This window comes from Paenibacillus sp. JZ16 (assembly GCF_015326965.1).
Classification (GTDB): Bacteria; Bacillota; Bacilli; order Paenibacillales; family Paenibacillaceae; genus Paenibacillus_AQ.
On the sequence record NZ_CP017659.1, the window covers coordinates 2,398,150 to 2,416,317 of the forward strand.

Below are 18,168 nucleotides of genomic sequence, written 5' to 3' on the forward strand. Positions count from 1 at the left end.
TATACCTCTATCCTTGATTGTCTAATGCTTTCTGATGGATCTCCAGATACTTGTCCAGCTGCAATCCTTTAAATCCGCTGACATAGGCATCCCAGTCCTTCTCGATGTCCTTGCTGCCGGTTACGAATTGGGCCAGATTCGATTTCACGTAATCCTGAATCGTCTTCTGAATCTGCGCGATGAAGGTTGCGTCTTTCGGATCGATGAACACGTCCGTCGGGTACACAAGCTCCGGTTTGGCAAAAGGCTCGTATTTCTTCGCAGCCAGCCACAAGCGATATTCGTAGGCTCCGTTGCCGAGCGGATCTTCCGGAGCGACAAAGGATTCACGGAGGGAATTCACCATCAGCATCGTACCGAGCTGCCACCAGGTTACGTCAAGCGATCCCTCTGGCACATCCCGCTTCAACGCTTCATATGCAGCCGGCTCGCCGTTGTAATCAAGCGCACCGGACTCCGCCTTCCGCCATCCTTCTCCTTCAAAGCCCCAGGAGGTCATCACGGTGCCTTCTTCGGAGAACAGGTAATCCGCCAGCTTAATGGCCGCGATCCGCTGCTCCTCCGTCGCTTTGTTCGTGATGACAAACGATCCGTCCCCTGCTCCGACGCTATAACCTGCAAGCTGCACGCCGTTCGGTCCTTTCAGCGGCGGAACAACATCGTATTCCTTATGACGGGGCTTCGCGTCGGTCGGCTCCAGTACGCTGCTGATCAGCGCATAACCAACGGCGCCGACCACATTGTCCGCTTTGTTCCCGAGCTGCTTGACGGCATCGCCGTTTTGCGTAAACGCTCCTTTGTCAATCAGTCCTTCACTGTACAGCTTGCTGAGATATTTCAAGCCTTCCTTCCATTCGGACTCAGCCGCGGACAGAATCACCTTGCCATCCTTCACGCTTAGATAGGTCGTGCCATTGTTATATATAAAAGCATTCATCAAAAAGGCATCAACTCCTCCTCCCCACACATCAAGAGAAGTGGTCATCGGAATTTCGTCGGCCTTGCCGTTCCCGTTCGGGTCCTGCTCTTTAAAGGCTTTCAGCACTTGATAGAATTCATCGGTCGTGGTTGGCATCTCTAGACCTAACTTCTCAAGCCAGGTCGTATTGATCCACATCCGCTGGCCATACGTGCAGTGCAGGCACTCGTTCACCTTCGGAAGCGCGTATATATTGCCGTCCGGCGCGGTCATCGCCGATTTTAAATAGGAGACTTCCTCCAGCGCTTTTTTAATGTTAGGTGCATGCTGGTCGATTAAATCATTCAAGGGAATAAAGGCCCCCTGCATACCGTACTTGATCTGATCGGCCTTGGATATGCCGGCATTCATAATGAGCGCCGGATAGTCACCGCTTGCCAGCATCAGCAGTTTCTTATCGTTAAATACCGCGTCAGGTGTCGTATTCCACTTAAATGTAAGCCCCAGCTTCTCTTCGATATGCTTGGAGAATGGATTGACATCAAGACTCTCGATACCGGCGGACTGAGGAGCAAATACCGTCAGTTCAACGGGTCCCCCTGACCCCGGAGGGCTTGCCGGTCCTTCAGTTCCTGTTTCACTCGTCTTGCCGCAAGCGGATAGAGCCAGCACTGCCACGAGAACCAGACATAAACCTAATCCAGTGAACCTTTTCAAATGAATTCCTCCCTAATATGGATTACCTGCCCTTACTTCGTAAGTGAAACCGTGTTTGCATATACCCCCTATATGTCCGAACATCGGAATTACCTATTCTATAGTGCCGGCATCACCTCCTTCACGGAATAGGAATCACCCTTTTAAGGATCCGATCATTACGCCTTTGACAAAATACTTCTGCACAAACGGGTAAATGATCAATACCGGGGCGCTTGCCACCACGATCAGCGAATACTTCAGCAAATCCTTCAGCCCTTCACGGACCAGCAGCTCGTTGACGTTTGTCACCATCTCGGCGCTGACGGAATTCAGGATCAGAATATCCCTCAGGAAGATCTGAAGCGGAAACAGGCTGCTGTCCTTCAAATAAATCAAGGCATTAAAATAGGAATTCCAATGGCCAACGGCATACATGAGCGCGAGCACAGCCAGAATCGGCTTGGATAGCGGAAGAACAATTTTCAGGAAAAAGGTAATGTCGCTGCTCCCGTCCATCTCGGCCGCTTCGGCCAATTCATCCGGAATCGTCGTCTGAAAAAAGGTTCTGGCGATGATGACCTGAAACACGGCTAGCGCCCCCGGTATAATCATGGCCCAGCGCGTATCGAGCATGCCGAGCGACTTCACGAGAAGATAGTTCGGAATGAGCCCGCCGTCAAAAAACATCGTAAACACCAGCACCATCATGATGATGTTGCGAACGTAAAACGTTTTGCGGGCGAGCGGATAGGCAAGCATCACGGTGAATGCGACATTTACGATCGTGCCGACAACGGCATAGAACAGCGAATTGCCAAACCCGATCAGAATGTTGGAATTTTGGAATACCGCTTTGTAGCCGATCAGGGTCACATCCACCGGCCACAGCCACACTTTGCCGGAGGACACTGCGCCCGGAGAGCTAAAGGATGCGCTTATAATATGCAGCAGCGGAAACAGGATGACGATCAGTACGACAGACAGAAACAAATACACGATACCAAGGAAAATCCGGTCTGCAGCGGACTCCCGTACGGTTGATCTGCTCATGCGCTACCTCCTACCATAGACTTGTTGATGAAGCTTTTCGGGATACGTAATTGACAATGACCAACAGAATGAAATTGATAATGGAGTTGAACAGGCCGATGGCGGCGGAGAAGCTGAAGTTGGCTCCGAGCAGGCCGACCTTGTACACATAGGTAGAGATGACTTCGGACGTGTTCTGATTGAGCGGGTTTTGCATAAGATAAATTTTCTCAAAGCCTAGACTCATCAGATTGCCCAGGTTCAATATAAGCAAAATAACGATGACCGGAAACAAGCTGGGAATATCGATATTGATGATCTTTTGAAGCCGGGTTGCCCCGTCCACTCTTGCCGCCTCGTACAGATCCGGGTTGACTCCCGCCAAGGCCGCAATATAGATGATGGCACCGTAACCGGTGAACTGCCACACATCGGACCAGACATAGATTGACTTAAACAGTTCCGGCACGCCAAGGAAATCAACGGTCTCAAGCCCCAGTGCCCGGAATAGATTGCTCATCAGCCCCGTGTTGGGCGAGAGGTTCACGATCAGAATCGAGACGATGACCACCGTTGATATGAAGTACGGTGCGTATGTCACCATCTGGACGGTTTTCTTGAAGCGGCCGTTCCGGATTTCATTCAGTGCCAGCGCTAACAGAATGGGGGCCGGGAATCCGACCAGCAGGCCGTACAGGGAAATCTCGAGCGTGTTGCGGACATACTGCCAGAAGAACGGAGCGTCGAACAATTGCTTGAAATAATCGAACCCTACCCAGGGACTGCCGAATATCCCCTGTACGACGTTGTATTCCTTGAATGCAATCAAGACGCCGAACATCGGAACGTATTTGAAGAGGATGATGTAGACTAACGGGAAGAACACGAGCAGATAGAATTGCCAATGCTTCATCAGCTTCTTCCTCGTTCGGTTCATGGGCTTGTTTGGTGGTAAATTCGTTGGCGCCTGTGCATCTGCAGGTACTGGGATTGCGCTGCTCATACGAGCCACTTGGGTCACCCTCCTTCGCTTTGTGTTGATCCCAAGTCTAGGGCCGACAACGCCATCCGATCAATAAACAAGATTCTCCGAATCAACGTATTTCCGCGAGCAGAGGGAACTTCAGGGCCGACAGGCCGTAAGGGCGAATAAACCTTTTTCCGTCGCTAAACCTATCTCCGTTTACAGCAAAAAGCCCGCGGGACGGTTCATCCGCAGGACTCTTTTGCTTGGTTATATATGCATGACCTAGTCAGAAGATTCTCTACTAGATTCAGTTATGCATGAAGCAGTCAGAAGGATCGTTAGTTCCCGTAATTCTGCTGCTTATAAGCAGCCTGCTCACGGTAATCCCCCGGTGACATCCCCATCAGCTTTTTAAACATCCGGCCAAACGAGATGGCATTGGAATACCCAACTTCGGTCGCGATATCTTGTACAGGCAGCAAGGTCTCCTCGAGCAGCTTCCGTGCATGGTTCATCCGCAGCTCAATTAAATAATCCACGAACTTCTGACCGGTCTCCTCCCGGAACAGCTTGCTCAGCGTCTTCCAGTTCATATTGAAGCGTTCGCTTAAATAATTGAGAGACAAATCCGGATTGCTCGAGTTCTGCTCCATAAACAAGCGCACCTTCTGAATCGTGTCCGCATGATTCCGGCCCTCCATGAGAGCGAGCATACTGTCGTACAGAGCGGATAAAGCCTCCCCGAACTCCTGTTCCAGCTGCTCCAGTGTATCGGATGATTGGAGCGCGTTCCGTAACGCAGGCTGCCCCTCTGTCAGCCACAAATCCTGAAATTCTTTTGCCATGCACGACATTTCACGTCCGAGCGAGTACACCATGTAATCCACCAGGTTCACCACGCCGTCCCGGTCCAGCATGTTTTGACCAATGTTATGGATGAGAGCATTGTATTTCTCCTGCCAATCCCTGTTGCCGAGCCGGAAGGATTGAGCCATCGAACGGATCAGGTTCAAGAAATCAAAGGCATGGCCCCGCTCCTCCCCGGATACTTGGGTGTAATGAATGATTCGGTTCTCGCCGAGGATCATTTTGTATTTCAATGCGGTGCGTGCCTGCTCATAGGAGTCCGGGATATCCGTATATCGCTCCGTTTTCTCCCCGATACCAACGGTTATGGTCAGCTTCAGATGCTGCTCCACCCACTGGCGGGTCTGCTCAAGCAGCGTGACTACATGCTGTACTGCGTCCTGGTCGTCCGCCATCGCCATCACGCCCAGCTTCGAAGCGGATATCCATTCTGTCCAAACACTCGTTTCCTGCCCGGCTGCAATTTCTTGAACGACGCTTTTGAGGGCAAATTTGATCAAATACTGGTCCTGCTGCGGGTACTGCTCGCAGAACAATGGATATTTATCGATTTCGATGACATTGACGATCTGTGATTCGGACAAGTCCGGCAGTCCCATGACATCCCGCTGCTCGTTCCACTGCTCCATATGGGACGGGTACTGTCCCTCCATCAGCTGCTGGAACAGATACGCTCTGCGCAGCAGCAAATCCTCTCGATGCTGCTGTTGAAAACTGCTCGCCTGTTCCAGCATACTTTCGAGTGCCGATTCGATAAATGCGAACTCATCCTGTTTACTGTTATGGATCAGCGCGCTCGTTTTAGACTGCGAATAATTATGAATCCGGGACACGATGGCTTCAATCGGCTTATAGTTTCGGCGCGTAACCAATACGATCCAGACCACCCCGGCAAGGCACATGAGCAAGCCAACGATAAACCAGATATTGTACAGCTGGCTGACGATACCGACCACTCTGCCTTGAGTAAGACCTCCCTCATATACCCATCCGGTATAAGGCGAAATCGTCTTAGAGACAAGCTCACCACTCTCTGCCATGGAGGTACCGGAGAGCATGGACTGCCCCTGCGTATCCTTCATATGAATAAAACTAACATCGGGATTTACCATGCCCTGAATCATGTTATGTATGGCGTCCACCTTGATATTAACGGCAATAACGCCTTTCCCATGGGTAACGAAGGGTGCATCTCGAACCAGGGTTACCACATGCTGCATGCTGTTGAAGCTGAACTCCCGGAAATTCCGCATAGAACTCCACTCTGCTTCACTATTGACCTGGCCCAAATAAGGCTTGAGAAAGTCATAATCCGCATAATCCGGCAAGTTGAACGAGGACGAAGTACTCAACACGAACTCATCCTGGGTCCGCACGAGCACCATGGAATCCACAAGCGGATTGGACACCTTGAACTGCTTCATGGCCTTCACCGCCTGCATGTTCAAATAGACGTTGTCCTGATCCTCATGATTGAAAAATCCCGACATATCGGGGTTGAACAACAATTCCTGCACGAGCATCTGATCGATGGCCTTCAACGAGTTGTCCACCGAACGCATCGCCTGATGAATCATCGTCTCATTGGCCTGAATCGCACCTTGCCGGGACTGTTCCCCGAGCATTTGGAAAAAGACAAAAAACACAAAGGAAATCACGATAAAGAAGACCGGCATATACGATAAAAGCTGACGGTAAAACCACGCTTTTCTTCCCATAGGCATCCCCCCGAGCGAATAATTCCTTATCTCATCGTCGATTTGAAGTAATTTCATCATAGAAGAATGAGCGGAGTTTACCAACACTTTTTTAAAGCGCGGAAGAAAAACAAGTCTAAAGCATCACGACTTCCATAGCATGGACGGGGTCATTAACCATATGTTATTTGGTTTTATGCATGTAGACAGAAATATTAACCAATCTGCTAAAAAACAAGATTATCTCCAAACAATTGTAGAAACTAATACAAAACCCTGGCATACATCGCCAAGGTTTTTTTCCTTAGTCCTCTTGGAGAGAATTATGTCCTGTAAAATCATCCTGGATCTTTTTCATTCTTTTAAGGTGTGGTTTCAACTGCCGTAGTATCTCCTCTTTGTGTGACTCTATTTGATCTTGGAAAAACATGTGATGTGCGTCACCCTTAATCGACGTAATCGTTTCGTTTAACGCACGGAGCTCAGTCGCCAATGAGCGCAAGGTTTCTCTAGTCTTGGCGTCTATTGTTTTAGGATTAGACTTCCAATACAAATAGCTTATATGGTATAACGGTGGCCATGTCCTTGCCTGAGTTGCAAGATAAAACATATCCTGATGCATATCCGTTGTCATTGCCGCATTATTAACTAAAAGCTGTGGAACAGCATTGTTTCTGAAGGTATCGCTAAATTCAATGATTGTTAACAGTAACTCATCGATTTCTTCCGCTTGGATCTTCGCCCTATCGATCAATTGCCGAATCTTAGCAGGATCTTCATTTTCCTTCGACTCACTGATCGCCATCAAAGTATCGGCAAACGGATTCGTTTCAGAAGCGTGCTTTACTGAATAGACAAATGCCGAGTCGTTCTTCTGCTGATACAGTGAATAGAGGTCATTGTATTTTACAGATGATTGGTTTTCCAAATGTCTGTACATCGCAGCGTTTATTAATATGAAAATAATAAGCATTAGTGCGTAGATCTTCATGTGCTTGGGCAAAGGGGACTTCCTTTCTGAAACATTTAATTGTCCTGCTATCGTAAAACATTCAAAAAAAATAGTTTAGCATGGAATTCACCACCCATAAATGGATAATATATTCCACTAAACTGCCCGTTTGCTTTAATAGGCTGCCAAGATGGATTGACCTTAGGCAACCTTGTAATCGGGTATGCTTTCTCCTGAACTTACTCCGTAATCATTCAATAATGAAAGAATTTGTACATCTTTCGCCTACAGGCCTGATTTTCATCAGGATACAATGAGAGCTATCAATAGGCGAGAGGTGATTAATCATGAATGCACAAACGGTACAGCCGGCGGGCAAGGCCAGGCTGGACAAGAATATGAAAGCGGTTGCCAAGACGTTCAAAGGGCGCTGGAACGCTCCGTTAGCCGGCTACCTGTTCATCGCGCCCTGGCTGCTGGGCTTTCTCATTTTGCAGCTGTGGCCCATCATCCAGTCCTTCTATTTATCCTTCACCGAGTATTCGCTGCTGGAGCCGGCCCGCTGGATCGGACTCAAGAACTACCAGGATATCGCTCACGACCGGCTCTTCTTCAATTCGCTGAAGGTGACATTTCTGTACGTGATCGCTTCCGTGCCGCTGAAACTGCTGGTGGCGTTGGCTGTAGCCCTGCTGCTGAACCGGAACATCCGGGGCATATCCTTCTACCGGACGATCATTTACCTGCCCTCTCTGATCGGTGGGAGCTTGGCGGTAGCCGTGCTGTGGCGCAATATTTTCGGTCTGAACGGCTTCATTAATCAGCTCGTGATTTTGGTCGGGATCGCCCCCAAAAACTGGATCGGCACCCCCTCCACCGCCCTCGGCACCCTCGTGCTGCTGACGGCCTGGCAGTTCGGTTCATCGATGATTATTTTCCTTGCCGGTCTCAAACAAATCCCTAGTGAATTATATGAGGCCGCCTCCGTGGACGGGGCCTCGCCGCTCCGCAAGTTCATCCGGATTACCCTGCCCATGTTGTCCCCGGTCATCCTGTTTAATCTGATCATGGGCATCATCAACGCATTCCAGATGTTCACATCGGCTTTTGTTGTCACGAATGGAGGACCGGTTAATTCAACCGAAATGTTTGCCCTGTTCCTGTACAATAAAGCCTTTGGATCCCTTCAGATGGGCTATGCCTCGGCCCTGGCCTGGATCTTGCTCGTTATCATCGGCATCGTCACGGTGCTTAATTTTATCGCGTCCAAATACTGGGTCTTCTACGAAACCGAAACGGAGGGTCGCAAATGACAGGTGCTCATAATAAACAAAACTGGCTGGTCCATGTGCTGATGATTGCATTCTGTTTTGTGATGTTTTATCCCGTCCTGTGGTGGATCGGCGCCTCCTTCAAATCAACACCGGAAATCAGTCTACCCACTCTGTTCCCCAAAGTATGGTTGTGGCAAAATTATACGGAAGGCTGGATGGCACTGCCCAAGTATACATTTACACGCTTCTTTATGAACAGCCTTAAGCTCAATGTGGCGACCACGATCATTCATGTCATTTCAGCCAGCCTGGTGGCTTTTGGCTTCGCTAGGCTGACCTTCCCGCTGAAGGGGTTATGGTTCTCCATCCTGCTGATGACCCTGATGCTTCCGGGACAGGTCACGCTCATCCCGCAGTATACGATGTTCCATTCCTTCGACTGGATCAATACCTATCTGCCGCTGATCGTCCCGTCAGCCATGGGCGGAGCCTTCTTTATATTCCTGATTGTCCAATTCATCCGCGGTATTCCGCGGGAGCTCGATGAGTCGGCAAAAATCGACGGCTGCACCTGGTTCGGCATTTATCTGCGCATCATCATGCCGCTGACGCTGCCGGCGCTCATCACGGTTACGATTTTCTCGTTTATTTGGGGCTGGGACGAATATTTTGGGCCGCTGATTTATCTGAATACCGTGGACAAGTATACTGTCCCGCTCGCGCTAAGAATGTTCATCGACTCCCAGTCGGCCGTTCCGTGGGGGCAGCTGCTTGCCGTATCCCTGCTCTCCGTGCTGCCGCCGGTGATCATTTTCTTTCTCGCACAAAAGCATTTCGTGGAAGGGATCGCCACATCCGGGCTGAAAGGTTAGGTTTCAGAGCGGTAAACGGATACTGTGCCGTGTTCTTCCAGCTCTTCTTCAGGCAGCGGCCAAGCTGGACGATTTCAAGCATCCGGCTTCCGCCAACAAGGACATTGAGGCAGCAGCGCGAATGCAGAGTCCTCATGGCTTCTTAAGGGGAGGGGAAAACGCATGAATCCGTTTCGTACGTTCCGTATCGATTACGTTTTTTTCTTCAGCTTTGCCGGTTTTATCGCGGTTCTCATCACGATTATGATGATTGTCAGCTATCGGTTTACGGCCGATGAGCAGGCGGACAGCGCCTCCATGTACCAGCAGGCGGTGCTGCAGCAGCTCAACAAGCAGCTTACCGACCAGATGAGCGCTGTAGAGCAAACCTCGCTAGCCGTGTCCATCAACTCACCTCTGGTCAACTATGTAACGATGAAAGGAGATTATTATGCACGCAAGAAAGCCAGGGACGAGCTGAACCGGGATTATTTGGCGCCGATGCTGAACAGCTCGCGCTCCATGTTTTCCTTTCAGATTTATATGAAAGATCCGCTTCAGGTCGATCCCAACGCCAACATTCAATACCTCCCGCTCGCCTCGGCCAGCGGGGAGAGCTGGTATCCGGCCGTCGACAAATCCGATTTTCTCTGGATCGGCCAGCGCGAGGTCGGTTCGCCGCAGGGAAAGCAGCAGGTGATCAGCTTCGTCCGTAAAATCACCACGCTGGATGGCGTAAACCGGGGAATTTTGATCATCAATGTTCGGGTTAAATTTTTGCAGGAAATTCTGACGGAAGACAACTCCTCGGCCAGTCGGCTGCTGCTCGACTCCGGCGGCCGGATGATCATGCACACCCGGATTGCTCCGCCCCCCGGGGAAATCAACGCCATCCTGGAGCGGGTCAGCGGGGACACCGGCCATGCGCATCAGCTGCTGGCCGCCGCCGGCTCGCTCCCGGAGAAGGACATGCTCACCGTGTGGTCACGAACGTCCCCGGGCAGCTGGATGCTGGTGGAGCTTACGCCCTGGAAGGTAATCACCAGCGGGAGTGTCCGCCTCGCGTGGACGATGGCCGTGGTTGGAGCCGCCGCCATACTGCTGTCCCTGTTCTTCACGTTGTTCCTTTCCCGAAATTTCACACGGCCGATTCGGAAGCTGGTTCAGCTAATGCAGGCGTTCAATCCCGGGAAACGCGGGCAGACGCTGCCGACGGAATACCGCAACGAATTCGGCAGCCTGTTCAGCGGCTACCGCAAGCTCACAGAGCGGATCGAAAGGCTGTATGAGTCGCTGGAGCAGCACTATAAAGCGCAGCGCGAAGCGGAGATCAAGGCGCTTCAAGCGATGATTAACCCCCATTTTCTCTACAATACCCTGGACCAGCTGAACTGGATGGCGCTTGAAGCCGGCCAGGAGAAGATCAGCCACGTACTCGAGCTGATGGGGAAGATGTTCCGCATCGGGCTGTCGGGCGGCGAATCCATGATTTCGATTCAGGAAGAGCTTCTGCACGTTGATTGCTATCTGAAAATCCAACAGTTCAAGTGGGGTGAAGGATTGGAATGGCACTTCGATTGCCCGGAAGATTTGCGACAGCTGATGATTCCGAAACTGACCCTGCAGCCCTTTGTGGAAAATGCCGTTATGCACGGTTTTCATGGCAAACGCCAAGGCCGGATCCATCTGATTTGCGCGGAAGAGGACCGAGGCATCCGGATTAGGATTCGGGACGACGGCATCGGACTGCTTGAAGACTGGAAAACGCGCAAACGCCATCCGACGGGCGGATATGGCATTCGCAACGTGACGGAGCGCATCCAGGTTTATTTCGGTCCGCCCTTTGGCGTTTCGCTTCGAAACCGTACCGATGCGCCGGGCACCGAAGCGGAGATCTATTGGCCGAGGCTAAATCAGCAGTGGGGTCAGGATCAGGAAGGGGGAGGAAACCATGTGGACCATCACTATCGTGGATGACGACCGCCAAGTGCTCGGCGGCATGTCCCGGCTGATTCCCTGGGAGCAGCTCGGAGTTCGGCTCGTAGGGGAGGCCATGGATGGTGAAGAAGGACTGCGGCTGATTGAAGCAAGCCAACCCGACATCGTCATCACGGATATTTATATGCCGGTGATGAACGGTCTCGACATGATCGAACAGCTCCGTAAGCAGCAGTACGCCGGCAAAATCATCATTTTGAGCGGGTACTCGGATTTTGATTACGCTCGTAAGGCGCTGCGGCTTCAGGTCGACGATTATTTGCCCAAGCCGGCCTCACCGACCACGATCCGCGAGGTGCTGCAGCGCGTCACCCGCGAGCTAACGGAGCGCCGTGCGCTGGAAAATAGAGAGCGGGAGCTTCAAAGCCAACTCATGGAGTATGAGCCGTATCTGGAGAGGGAATGGGTCAAATCCATCCTCATCGGAGGGACCTCCTCCCCGCTGACGGATCCCTCCCGTATGCTGGAGCGGCTCGGTTGGAAGAATGCCCAATTCATGATGCTGGCCTTAGAAATCAAGCGCCAGGGACGCATGGAAGGCATCTCCGTCCGGGACTGGCACCTATTCCGCTTCGCCGTAGGCAATACGGTGGAAGAGCTGGCCGGTCAGGACGGGCTGCGCAGCTATTTCCTGGAGCTGCACAGTCACCATATGGCACTGCTGCTGTATAAGCCCCTCTCCTGGCCGACAGAGGCGTTCCGCTCGGAAGTTCTGGCGCTGGCTGGGCGAATCATTTCGTCCGTGCATCGATTCCTCAAGGTCAAGCTGCATATCGGTGCCGGTCTTCGTAAGGACAACTGGGTTGCCATCTCCGACTCCACCGAAGAAGCGTTTCAAGCACTCGCCGAGCGGTACGAACCGGATGTCGCCCATCCTTGTGTCTACGTATATAGCGAAGGAGGCTTTCGGCATACAGCCCCCCGGAACGTGCGCCCTGTGCGTTTTTTTCAGGAAATGACCGACGCCGTGCGGACCTTTGACGAGCCCAGGGCGCTGCTGGCGCTGGACGACTTCTTCCGCAAGGACGACGGCGCGGCTCAGCTCCAGCCCGATGAGCTTACTGCCATCGGTACGCAGCTGTTCGCCATCCTCTCCTTTACCCTGTACGAGTCCGGCATCCGGCTCGACGATGAGCTGCCTGTGACGGACTTGACCAAGGAGCTCGGACAAATAGAAGATGCCCAGCAGTGGAAAGCATGGGTAGCGGAAAAAGTGAAACGAATCTGTTCGCGTTACACACCAAATGAAAACCTCAAGCATAAGGAAACGGTCGATTATATCATCCAATACATTCATGAGCATTACGCCGAGAACATCCATCTTCAGGATGTGGCCGACCAGGTGTATATCTCCAAAAACTATCTCAGCACCTTATTCCGCCAGTTTACAGGTGAAACCTTTGGCGATTATCTGACTAGGGTGCGAATGGAAAGAGCCAAGAGCATGGTTCTCGAGAAAAAACTGCTGATCGCCGAAATCGCCGAGCGGGTCGGTTACCGGAATGTTCCGTACTTCACCACCCTGTTCAAAAAGCATACCGGGCGCAGTCCAACCGAGTTCCACAAAGCCTAAACCGCCGGTCCGCTTTATTCTTGGCGCCTGTGCATCTCGCCCCTTTTTCGATAATCGTAAAATACTGAAACGATTTGTTGTTTTGTCCCCTACGAGAAGGACCCTGGACTTGGTACGTTAAAGGAAGAAGAAGATCAGTTACTTAAGGAGGTTCATCCAATGAGAAATTCATGGCACCGTCTCGCCGCCGGCGCTGCGGCCGTGCTGTCACTGTCCCTGGTTCTCTCCGCTTGCAGCGGGATCAAGAAGGAAGAAGCCGGATCCGCGGAGTCGGGAGACGGCAAATCCATCACGCTCCGAATCATGTGGTGGGGCTCGCAGGCACGGCATGACGCAACTTTGAAAGCGCTTGATTTGTACTCTGAAAAGAACCCGGGCATCACGTTCGAACCGGAGTATCAGTCTTTCGACGGGTATCAAGACAAGCTGTCGACCCAGTCTGCCGGAAAAAACACGCCGGATATTTTCCAAATGGATGCCGCCTGGTTCAACGATTGGGCGTCCAGCGGACGGCTGGAGGATCTCTCCTCCATTCCGGCGGACCATATCGATAAGGCGCTGCTCGAGACAGGCACCTACCAAGGCAAACTGTACGCGATGCCGCTCGGCAACAACGCCTGGGGCATGGTGTACAACAAGACGATGATGGACAGCCTCGGCGTTCAGCCGCCGAAGACATGGGACGAATTTTTCGCCATGGCGCGTGACCTGAAGCCGAAGCTGGCCAAGGACCAGTACCTCACGCGGGATCTCACCGCGGACAGCGCGTTCTACATGTCGTATCAGCTGAGCATGGGCAAAGGATTCTCCATGAGCAAGGACGGAAAATTCCATTATGACGAGGCTACCTGGAAGGATTGGATGAACAAGTGGGCGGAGCTGCGCAAGGACAACCTCGTGACACCTCCTGACGTAACCGTATCGGATAAAGCACAGGACGCACAAATGGACCTGCTTATCCAGGAAAAGATTCTGCTGCGGGGTGCGCATGCTGCGGAATTCGGCGGAACGGATGCGTTAAAGCCCGGCGTGATGGCGTTAACGACCCAGCCAAGGGGAACGCAGGCGGGCGGCTGGCTGAAAGCGTCCATGTACTGGAGCGTCAGCCCCAACAGCCAATATAAAGAGGAAGCAAAGAAGTTCATCGACTGGTTTGTCAACAGCGAGGAAGCCGGAGAAATTTTGGGCACTTCGCGGGGGATTCCTGTCAACAAAACCGTAGCCGATGCCCTCCAGCCCAAATTTACGGACGTCGATAAAAGCTCCCTGGGACTAATCAACGAGGTGTCCAAGGACGGCGTCGCGTTTGACCCCGGCCCCGGGAATAAGGGCGGCTGGGCCAACTTCACGAAGGAATACGACAACATCACGCAGTCGATCATGTTCGGTAAAATCAGCATCGACGAGGGCTGGGACCAGATTGTCAAATTGAGCAAAAGCCTGGAATAATCCATGCCGAAAAGCTGCTGTTATAAGTTTGGATAGAAACCGTCATCGAAGCGGTGGCACGCCAAAAAGCACCTGAAGGAATCGGGTGCTTTTTTCTCGTTTTTATTTTTACAAATCTGAGCAGCATCTCGCAAAAAATCGTCTGCAATTCGTTCTGCCTGTGTAACTGTCTTTTGAATATGGCCTCACGTCATTCACCAGTACATATCCCAATCTTTAAAGACCCTCACCAACGCCTCGAAATAGAAATAGTCCCCCAAATGCAGCATTCGTCGATGCCGTTGCCAAGCGGCTTTCCGTAGACCGCATGCTGCAGAATGCCGTTGGATTCAGGGAGCGTTGCCGTCGTATATCCATCGCTTAAAGACGCCAGGATGCGCAGTGCCGCGTTCTCGTATGTACGGCGCTGCGGGTGCGAGAGCGGTACATGCTTGGCCAGCTCCAGCATTCCGCATACCGATATGGCGGCTGCCGAGCTGTCCCTCTCTTCCCGCCCTTCGGTGAATATCAAATCCCAATAGCACACATCATCCTCAGGCAGCCGATTCAAATAGTAATTCGTGACTCGCTCGGCATCATGCAGCCGTGTTTCTTCCTTCGTGTAGGCATAGCTGAGCGGCATACCGTAAATAGCCCAGGCCTGACCGCGGGACCAGCACGAATGATCCGCATATCCTTGGGACGTTTGCCCAAACCTTGGTTCTCCACTCTCAACATCCATATAATACGTGTGGTATGTTGAGGAATCCTCGCGAATCAAATAGCGAGCGGATTGCTGTGCATGGCTTATGGCGGCGCGCCGATACTCCGGTTTGCGGGTTTCCTCCGTCGCCCAATAGAGCAAAGGCAAATTCATGCAGCAGTCGATGATCATTCGGCCGCGCTGTGACGGCCTGTCTAGCTTGCCCCAAGCCTGAATGATCCCGGCTTTCTCGAAATACCGCTCCATCAGCAGGTCTGCTGCGGCCAAGGCAATCCGTCTCGCTTCTTCATTCCCGGTCAGCTTATAAGCGGCAACGCAGGACAGGGAATACAAAAATCCCAGATCATGCGTCTCGGTGGCGATGCGCTGCTCCACGCGCTCCTTATAGCTGTGGAGCTGAAGCTCCGCTATCGACCGGTACTTCGTTTTCCCCGTGACCTCATAAGCAAGCCACAGCATTCCGGTCCAGAAGGACGAGGTCCATTCCGTATTGCTGATTGGCTCATAAATATGATTGCGGCTTGCAGGAGATGGAAAATGGTCCGAAAATGTGTCTAAATTCTCATCGATCTTATCCAGCACGAATTCGATGGCGGCTTCGGTCCTTTGCCGCGTCCATATCGTTGCCTCGCCGTATTTTAAAGGTTCCCGGATCGCTTCCATGGCTAATTGGCCACTCCTCTCCTCGTTTAAGCGTTACTGCCCGCTTGCGCTCACCCGATATTTGCCAGGGGTGACCCCCTCCAATTTCTTGAATGCCCGGATGAACACAACATCATTGGTATAGCCGACCAGTTGGGCCAGCTGCGCATTGGTCAGTTCCGATTGCTCCATCAATGTCTTCGCCTTCTCAATCCTCGCGCGTGTAATATAGTCGGTGATATTGCATCGATTCATCTTTTTGAAGAAACTCGAGATATACTGCGGCGTCATGCCGAAATGATCGGCAATCATGCCAAGTCCTAAATTATAATCGGTTAAATTCCTGTCGATGAATGCCATCATATCCTGCTGCAGCTGGATGCTGTGATCGCTATGCTCCGTATGAAAGAGACAGGTCAGTTTGTCATATAACCGCTTGGTCTCGGCTTGCATTTCATCACTTGTGGAACAACCGAATATGTGCTTTACGGGATCAAAGCTCGGGCCCAGCAGGCTTTCATGATCCGTGTTCGTCAAGTTCAGTATTTTCAGAAAGGTGCTGATGATATTGAAGAACAAGCATCTTCCCAGTTCCGGGGTCATCCCCGCCGATTTAAAATTCATCGTATAAATATTGTCCAGCAGCTTAGCGACATTTTCCGTATCGCCGCCTCTCACATGGTTGACAAGCTGCGTCTCGAATTCGATCGGATAGTAATAATGATGCTTGATGTCGCGCACATGCCCGAAGTGAATGATCGAATTTCTTCCGCTGAACATACGGTAATCCAGGGCGGCCATGGCTTCGAGATAAGCGCTGCCGATCGTTCCGTTTCCTGTGTGTACGCTGCTGACGGCAATCGTCACGGAAATATGGAAACGGTCCTCCAGTACCCGGAGCAATCGCTCTGCAATCTCATGAAGAAAGAGCTCGGCTTCCGCCTCCTCAACCGGATGAAAATTAACCAGGATCGCTACCCGGTCGCGTTCCATATCGACGGCGAATCCCTGGTGATCCGAATTTGCGATTTCCGTGCCGATATTCGAGATAATAAACCGAATTTGCGTCCAACCTTGCTCGGATGGCTCCGGCGACAGCCTTGTAATATCCACGGCTTGAACAATGATTACGGCAAACTTGTCGGACTCGAAGCGGATGCCCATGGTCGCTAATGTCGGACCCCCTTGATCCCCCGCATGATCCGGATCGATGTATCCCCGAATGAGCCTTGACAGAAAATCAGCGCGGATGACGGGCGTCTGCCTGAACAGTCGCTCCCTCAGATGCCGCTGCTCAACGAGCGAGCCTTCGATCGTTTGCAATATGAAGTCATATTCGTTCGCGGCCGGCTTATCCTGAATCGGCTTTCCTTGAAGAATGGCATCCACTACCCGTTTGACGGGGCTGTATTGTCGGTATGCAAACCAACAAGCAATAGCCGCTCCTGCGATAAGCGATACGACAAACACCGTCAGCGCCATTCTCTTCAGTTGTGCTACTCGCTCCATGACACTGCCCATCGGCATGACGGACACATATTGCCAGCCGGCCTCCTTGGATTCCGTAAAGGTTACCATGCTGTCCGTGCCATTTAATGCTGTCTTGAACAATCCCGACGGACCGGCTAGTCTTTCCGTCACCTGCGCGGACAGCCCCGAGTCCGATGAGCTTGCAATCACGCCCCGGTCCTTATCGAGGATATAAATCTCGCTGTCGTTGGCGGACTCGATTTGGCGGAACATCTCTTGAAGCTGCTGTCCATCGATCATAATAACCAGCGTTCCGCGGATATTGGACACGTCATGAAGCGGAAGGGATTGCGCATAGGTAATCACATCCGCCGGGTTGCCATTTCCTTGGTTCGGGTTCTGCAGCAGCACATCGGAGGGCAGGAATGCCTTGTTGTGGTAGCTGTCAAGCATCGTCCGCTTCCATGTTTCAAAGTCCATATGCTCAAACCGGTAATACTTCTCGTAAAAGGTTCTGGCATCCGTCCGCAATCCAGGCTTCAGGATGACGTCTCCGGCCTGCAGATGAACATAGTAGTCTCTCACGAATCCGCTTACAAAAGATTGATAGCGATTTAAGTAATCGCGAACGAATTCTACCTGGCGGTACGCCCCTCCTTGATCATGCCGATCAAGATTCAGCAAATAAGTTAGTTTAGAGTTAAACATGATTTGCTTAGCCAAAATATCCACTTCTTTAAGCTTGCTGTCCACGGAAAGCCGCAGCTGCTCCAACATCGCCGAATTTGATCGTTCCGCATTGTTTTCCATCACGTTTTCCACCCGTCCATATAGAAAAAGCCCCACGGTCATAGGCAACAAAAGGATGAACATATACGAAACGATCATGGTTTTCAAGACGCGTCCCCGGCTGCTCTTTCGCTTGCCGGGAAGAAGGCCGGGTATCGAGATCATGTCGCATTCCTCCAAGAAAATGTATGGAAACCTATTTCTTGAATCCTTCGCCGAACGGACTAGCAAACCCTTTAATCAATTCGGTCACCCAAGAGAGAAGCGCACCGTTATAAGGAATGTTTAC

General features: G+C 51.6%; 11 protein-coding genes and 1 pseudogene. 5 read left to right on the forward strand and 7 right to left on the reverse strand.

The window, feature by feature from the left end; translation table 11 throughout:
• Window positions 1-7: 7 nt before the first annotated feature.
• The 5 genes from BJP58_RS10945 to BJP58_RS10965 all read right to left on the reverse strand — a co-directional run bounded on the left by BJP58_RS10945 (window position 8) and on the right by BJP58_RS10965 (window position 7,169).
• Window positions 8-1,636 carry an ABC transporter substrate-binding protein gene (locus BJP58_RS10945; protein WP_194543936.1) on the reverse strand — a complete coding sequence of 543 codons (1,629 nt, stop codon included), beginning with the start codon at window positions 1,634-1,636 and terminating at the stop codon, window positions 8-10.
• Window positions 1,637-1,771: 135 nt separating this feature from the next.
• Window positions 1,772-2,668, reverse strand: coding sequence for a carbohydrate ABC transporter permease (locus BJP58_RS10950; RefSeq protein WP_194543937.1), 897 nt, complete (start codon window positions 2,666-2,668; stop codon window positions 1,772-1,774).
• A gap of 10 nt (window positions 2,669-2,678) precedes the next feature.
• On the reverse strand, window positions 2,679-3,650 hold the full coding sequence (locus BJP58_RS10955) for an ABC transporter permease (protein WP_442953966.1): 972 nt from the start codon (window positions 3,648-3,650) through the stop codon (window positions 2,679-2,681).
• A gap of 302 nt (window positions 3,651-3,952) precedes the next feature.
• Window positions 3,953-6,199: a helix-turn-helix domain-containing protein gene (locus BJP58_RS10960; protein WP_194543939.1), complete on the reverse strand. Its 2,247-nt coding sequence runs from the start codon at window positions 6,197-6,199 to the stop codon at window positions 3,953-3,955.
• Between the two features lie 283 nt (window positions 6,200-6,482).
• The gene (locus tag BJP58_RS10965; RefSeq protein WP_233355035.1) at window positions 6,483-7,169 is read right to left on the reverse strand and encodes a hypothetical protein; all 687 of its coding nucleotides are present in this window, start codon (window positions 7,167-7,169) and stop codon (window positions 6,483-6,485) included.
• A gap of 308 nt (window positions 7,170-7,477) precedes the next feature.
• Between BJP58_RS10965 and BJP58_RS10970 the strand changes: the two genes are divergently transcribed.
• The 5 genes from BJP58_RS10970 (at window position 7,478) to BJP58_RS10990 (ending at window position 14,275) form a co-directional block, all read left to right on the forward strand.
• Window positions 7,478-8,443, forward strand: coding sequence for a carbohydrate ABC transporter permease (locus BJP58_RS10970; RefSeq protein WP_194543941.1), 966 nt, complete (start codon window positions 7,478-7,480; stop codon window positions 8,441-8,443).
• Window positions 8,440-9,276 (forward strand): carbohydrate ABC transporter permease, encoded by an 837-nt coding sequence (locus tag BJP58_RS10975; RefSeq protein ID WP_194543942.1) that lies wholly within the window; start codon window positions 8,440-8,442, stop codon window positions 9,274-9,276. The genes BJP58_RS10970 and BJP58_RS10975 overlap by 4 nt, the downstream gene beginning before the upstream one ends.
• A gap of 162 nt (window positions 9,277-9,438) precedes the next feature.
• Complete coding sequence (locus BJP58_RS10980) at window positions 9,439-11,232, forward strand: cache domain-containing sensor histidine kinase (protein ID WP_194543943.1); 1,794 nt, start codon at window positions 9,439-9,441, stop codon at window positions 11,230-11,232.
• Window positions 11,207-12,826 carry a response regulator transcription factor gene (locus BJP58_RS10985; protein ID WP_194543944.1) on the forward strand — a complete coding sequence of 540 codons (1,620 nt, stop codon included), beginning with the start codon at window positions 11,207-11,209 and terminating at the stop codon, window positions 12,824-12,826. The genes BJP58_RS10980 and BJP58_RS10985 overlap by 26 nt, the downstream gene beginning before the upstream one ends.
• 159 nt (window positions 12,827-12,985) lie before the next feature.
• Complete coding sequence (locus tag BJP58_RS10990; protein WP_194543945.1) at window positions 12,986-14,275, forward strand: ABC transporter substrate-binding protein; 1,290 nt, start codon at window positions 12,986-12,988, stop codon at window positions 14,273-14,275.
• Between the two features lie 194 nt (window positions 14,276-14,469).
• On the opposite strand, the pseudogene BJP58_RS10995 reads toward BJP58_RS10990, so the two are convergent.
• Together BJP58_RS10995 and BJP58_RS11000 are read right to left on the reverse strand one after the other, a co-directional pair.
• Window positions 14,470-15,641, reverse strand: a pseudogene (locus BJP58_RS10995) (glycoside hydrolase family 88 protein).
• A 33-nt stretch (window positions 15,642-15,674) separates the two neighbouring features.
• Window positions 15,675-18,044: a helix-turn-helix domain-containing protein gene (locus tag BJP58_RS11000; protein ID WP_194543946.1), complete on the reverse strand. Its 2,370-nt coding sequence runs from the start codon at window positions 18,042-18,044 to the stop codon at window positions 15,675-15,677.
• Window positions 18,045-18,168 lie beyond the last annotated feature (124 nt).

What these genes read in the sequence shown, in the direction of transcription:
- BJP58_RS11000 (WP_194543946.1), bottom strand. Translation starts at nt 18,044, where the DNA reads ATGATCTCGATACCCGGCCTTCTTCCCGGCAAGCGAAAGAGCAGCCGG.
- BJP58_RS10970 (WP_194543941.1), top strand. Translation starts at nt 7,478, where the DNA reads ATGAATGCACAAACGGTACAGCCGGCGGGCAAGGCCAGGCTGGACAAG.
- BJP58_RS10955 (WP_442953966.1), bottom strand. Translation starts at nt 3,650, where the DNA reads ATGAGCAGCGCAATCCCAGTACCTGCAGATGCACAGGCGCCAACGAAT.
- BJP58_RS10960 (WP_194543939.1), bottom strand. Translation starts at nt 6,199, where the DNA reads ATGGGAAGAAAAGCGTGGTTTTACCGTCAGCTTTTATCGTATATGCCG.
- BJP58_RS10975 (WP_194543942.1), top strand. Translation starts at nt 8,440, where the DNA reads ATGACAGGTGCTCATAATAAACAAAACTGGCTGGTCCATGTGCTGATG.
- BJP58_RS10985 (WP_194543944.1), top strand. Translation starts at nt 11,207, where the DNA reads ATGTGGACCATCACTATCGTGGATGACGACCGCCAAGTGCTCGGCGGC.
- BJP58_RS10950 (WP_194543937.1), bottom strand. Translation starts at nt 2,668, where the DNA reads ATGAGCAGATCAACCGTACGGGAGTCCGCTGCAGACCGGATTTTCCTT.
- BJP58_RS10990 (WP_194543945.1), top strand. Translation starts at nt 12,986, where the DNA reads ATGAGAAATTCATGGCACCGTCTCGCCGCCGGCGCTGCGGCCGTGCTG.
- BJP58_RS10980 (WP_194543943.1), top strand. Translation starts at nt 9,439, where the DNA reads ATGAATCCGTTTCGTACGTTCCGTATCGATTACGTTTTTTTCTTCAGC.
- BJP58_RS10965 (WP_233355035.1), bottom strand. Translation starts at nt 7,169, where the DNA reads ATGAAGATCTACGCACTAATGCTTATTATTTTCATATTAATAAACGCT.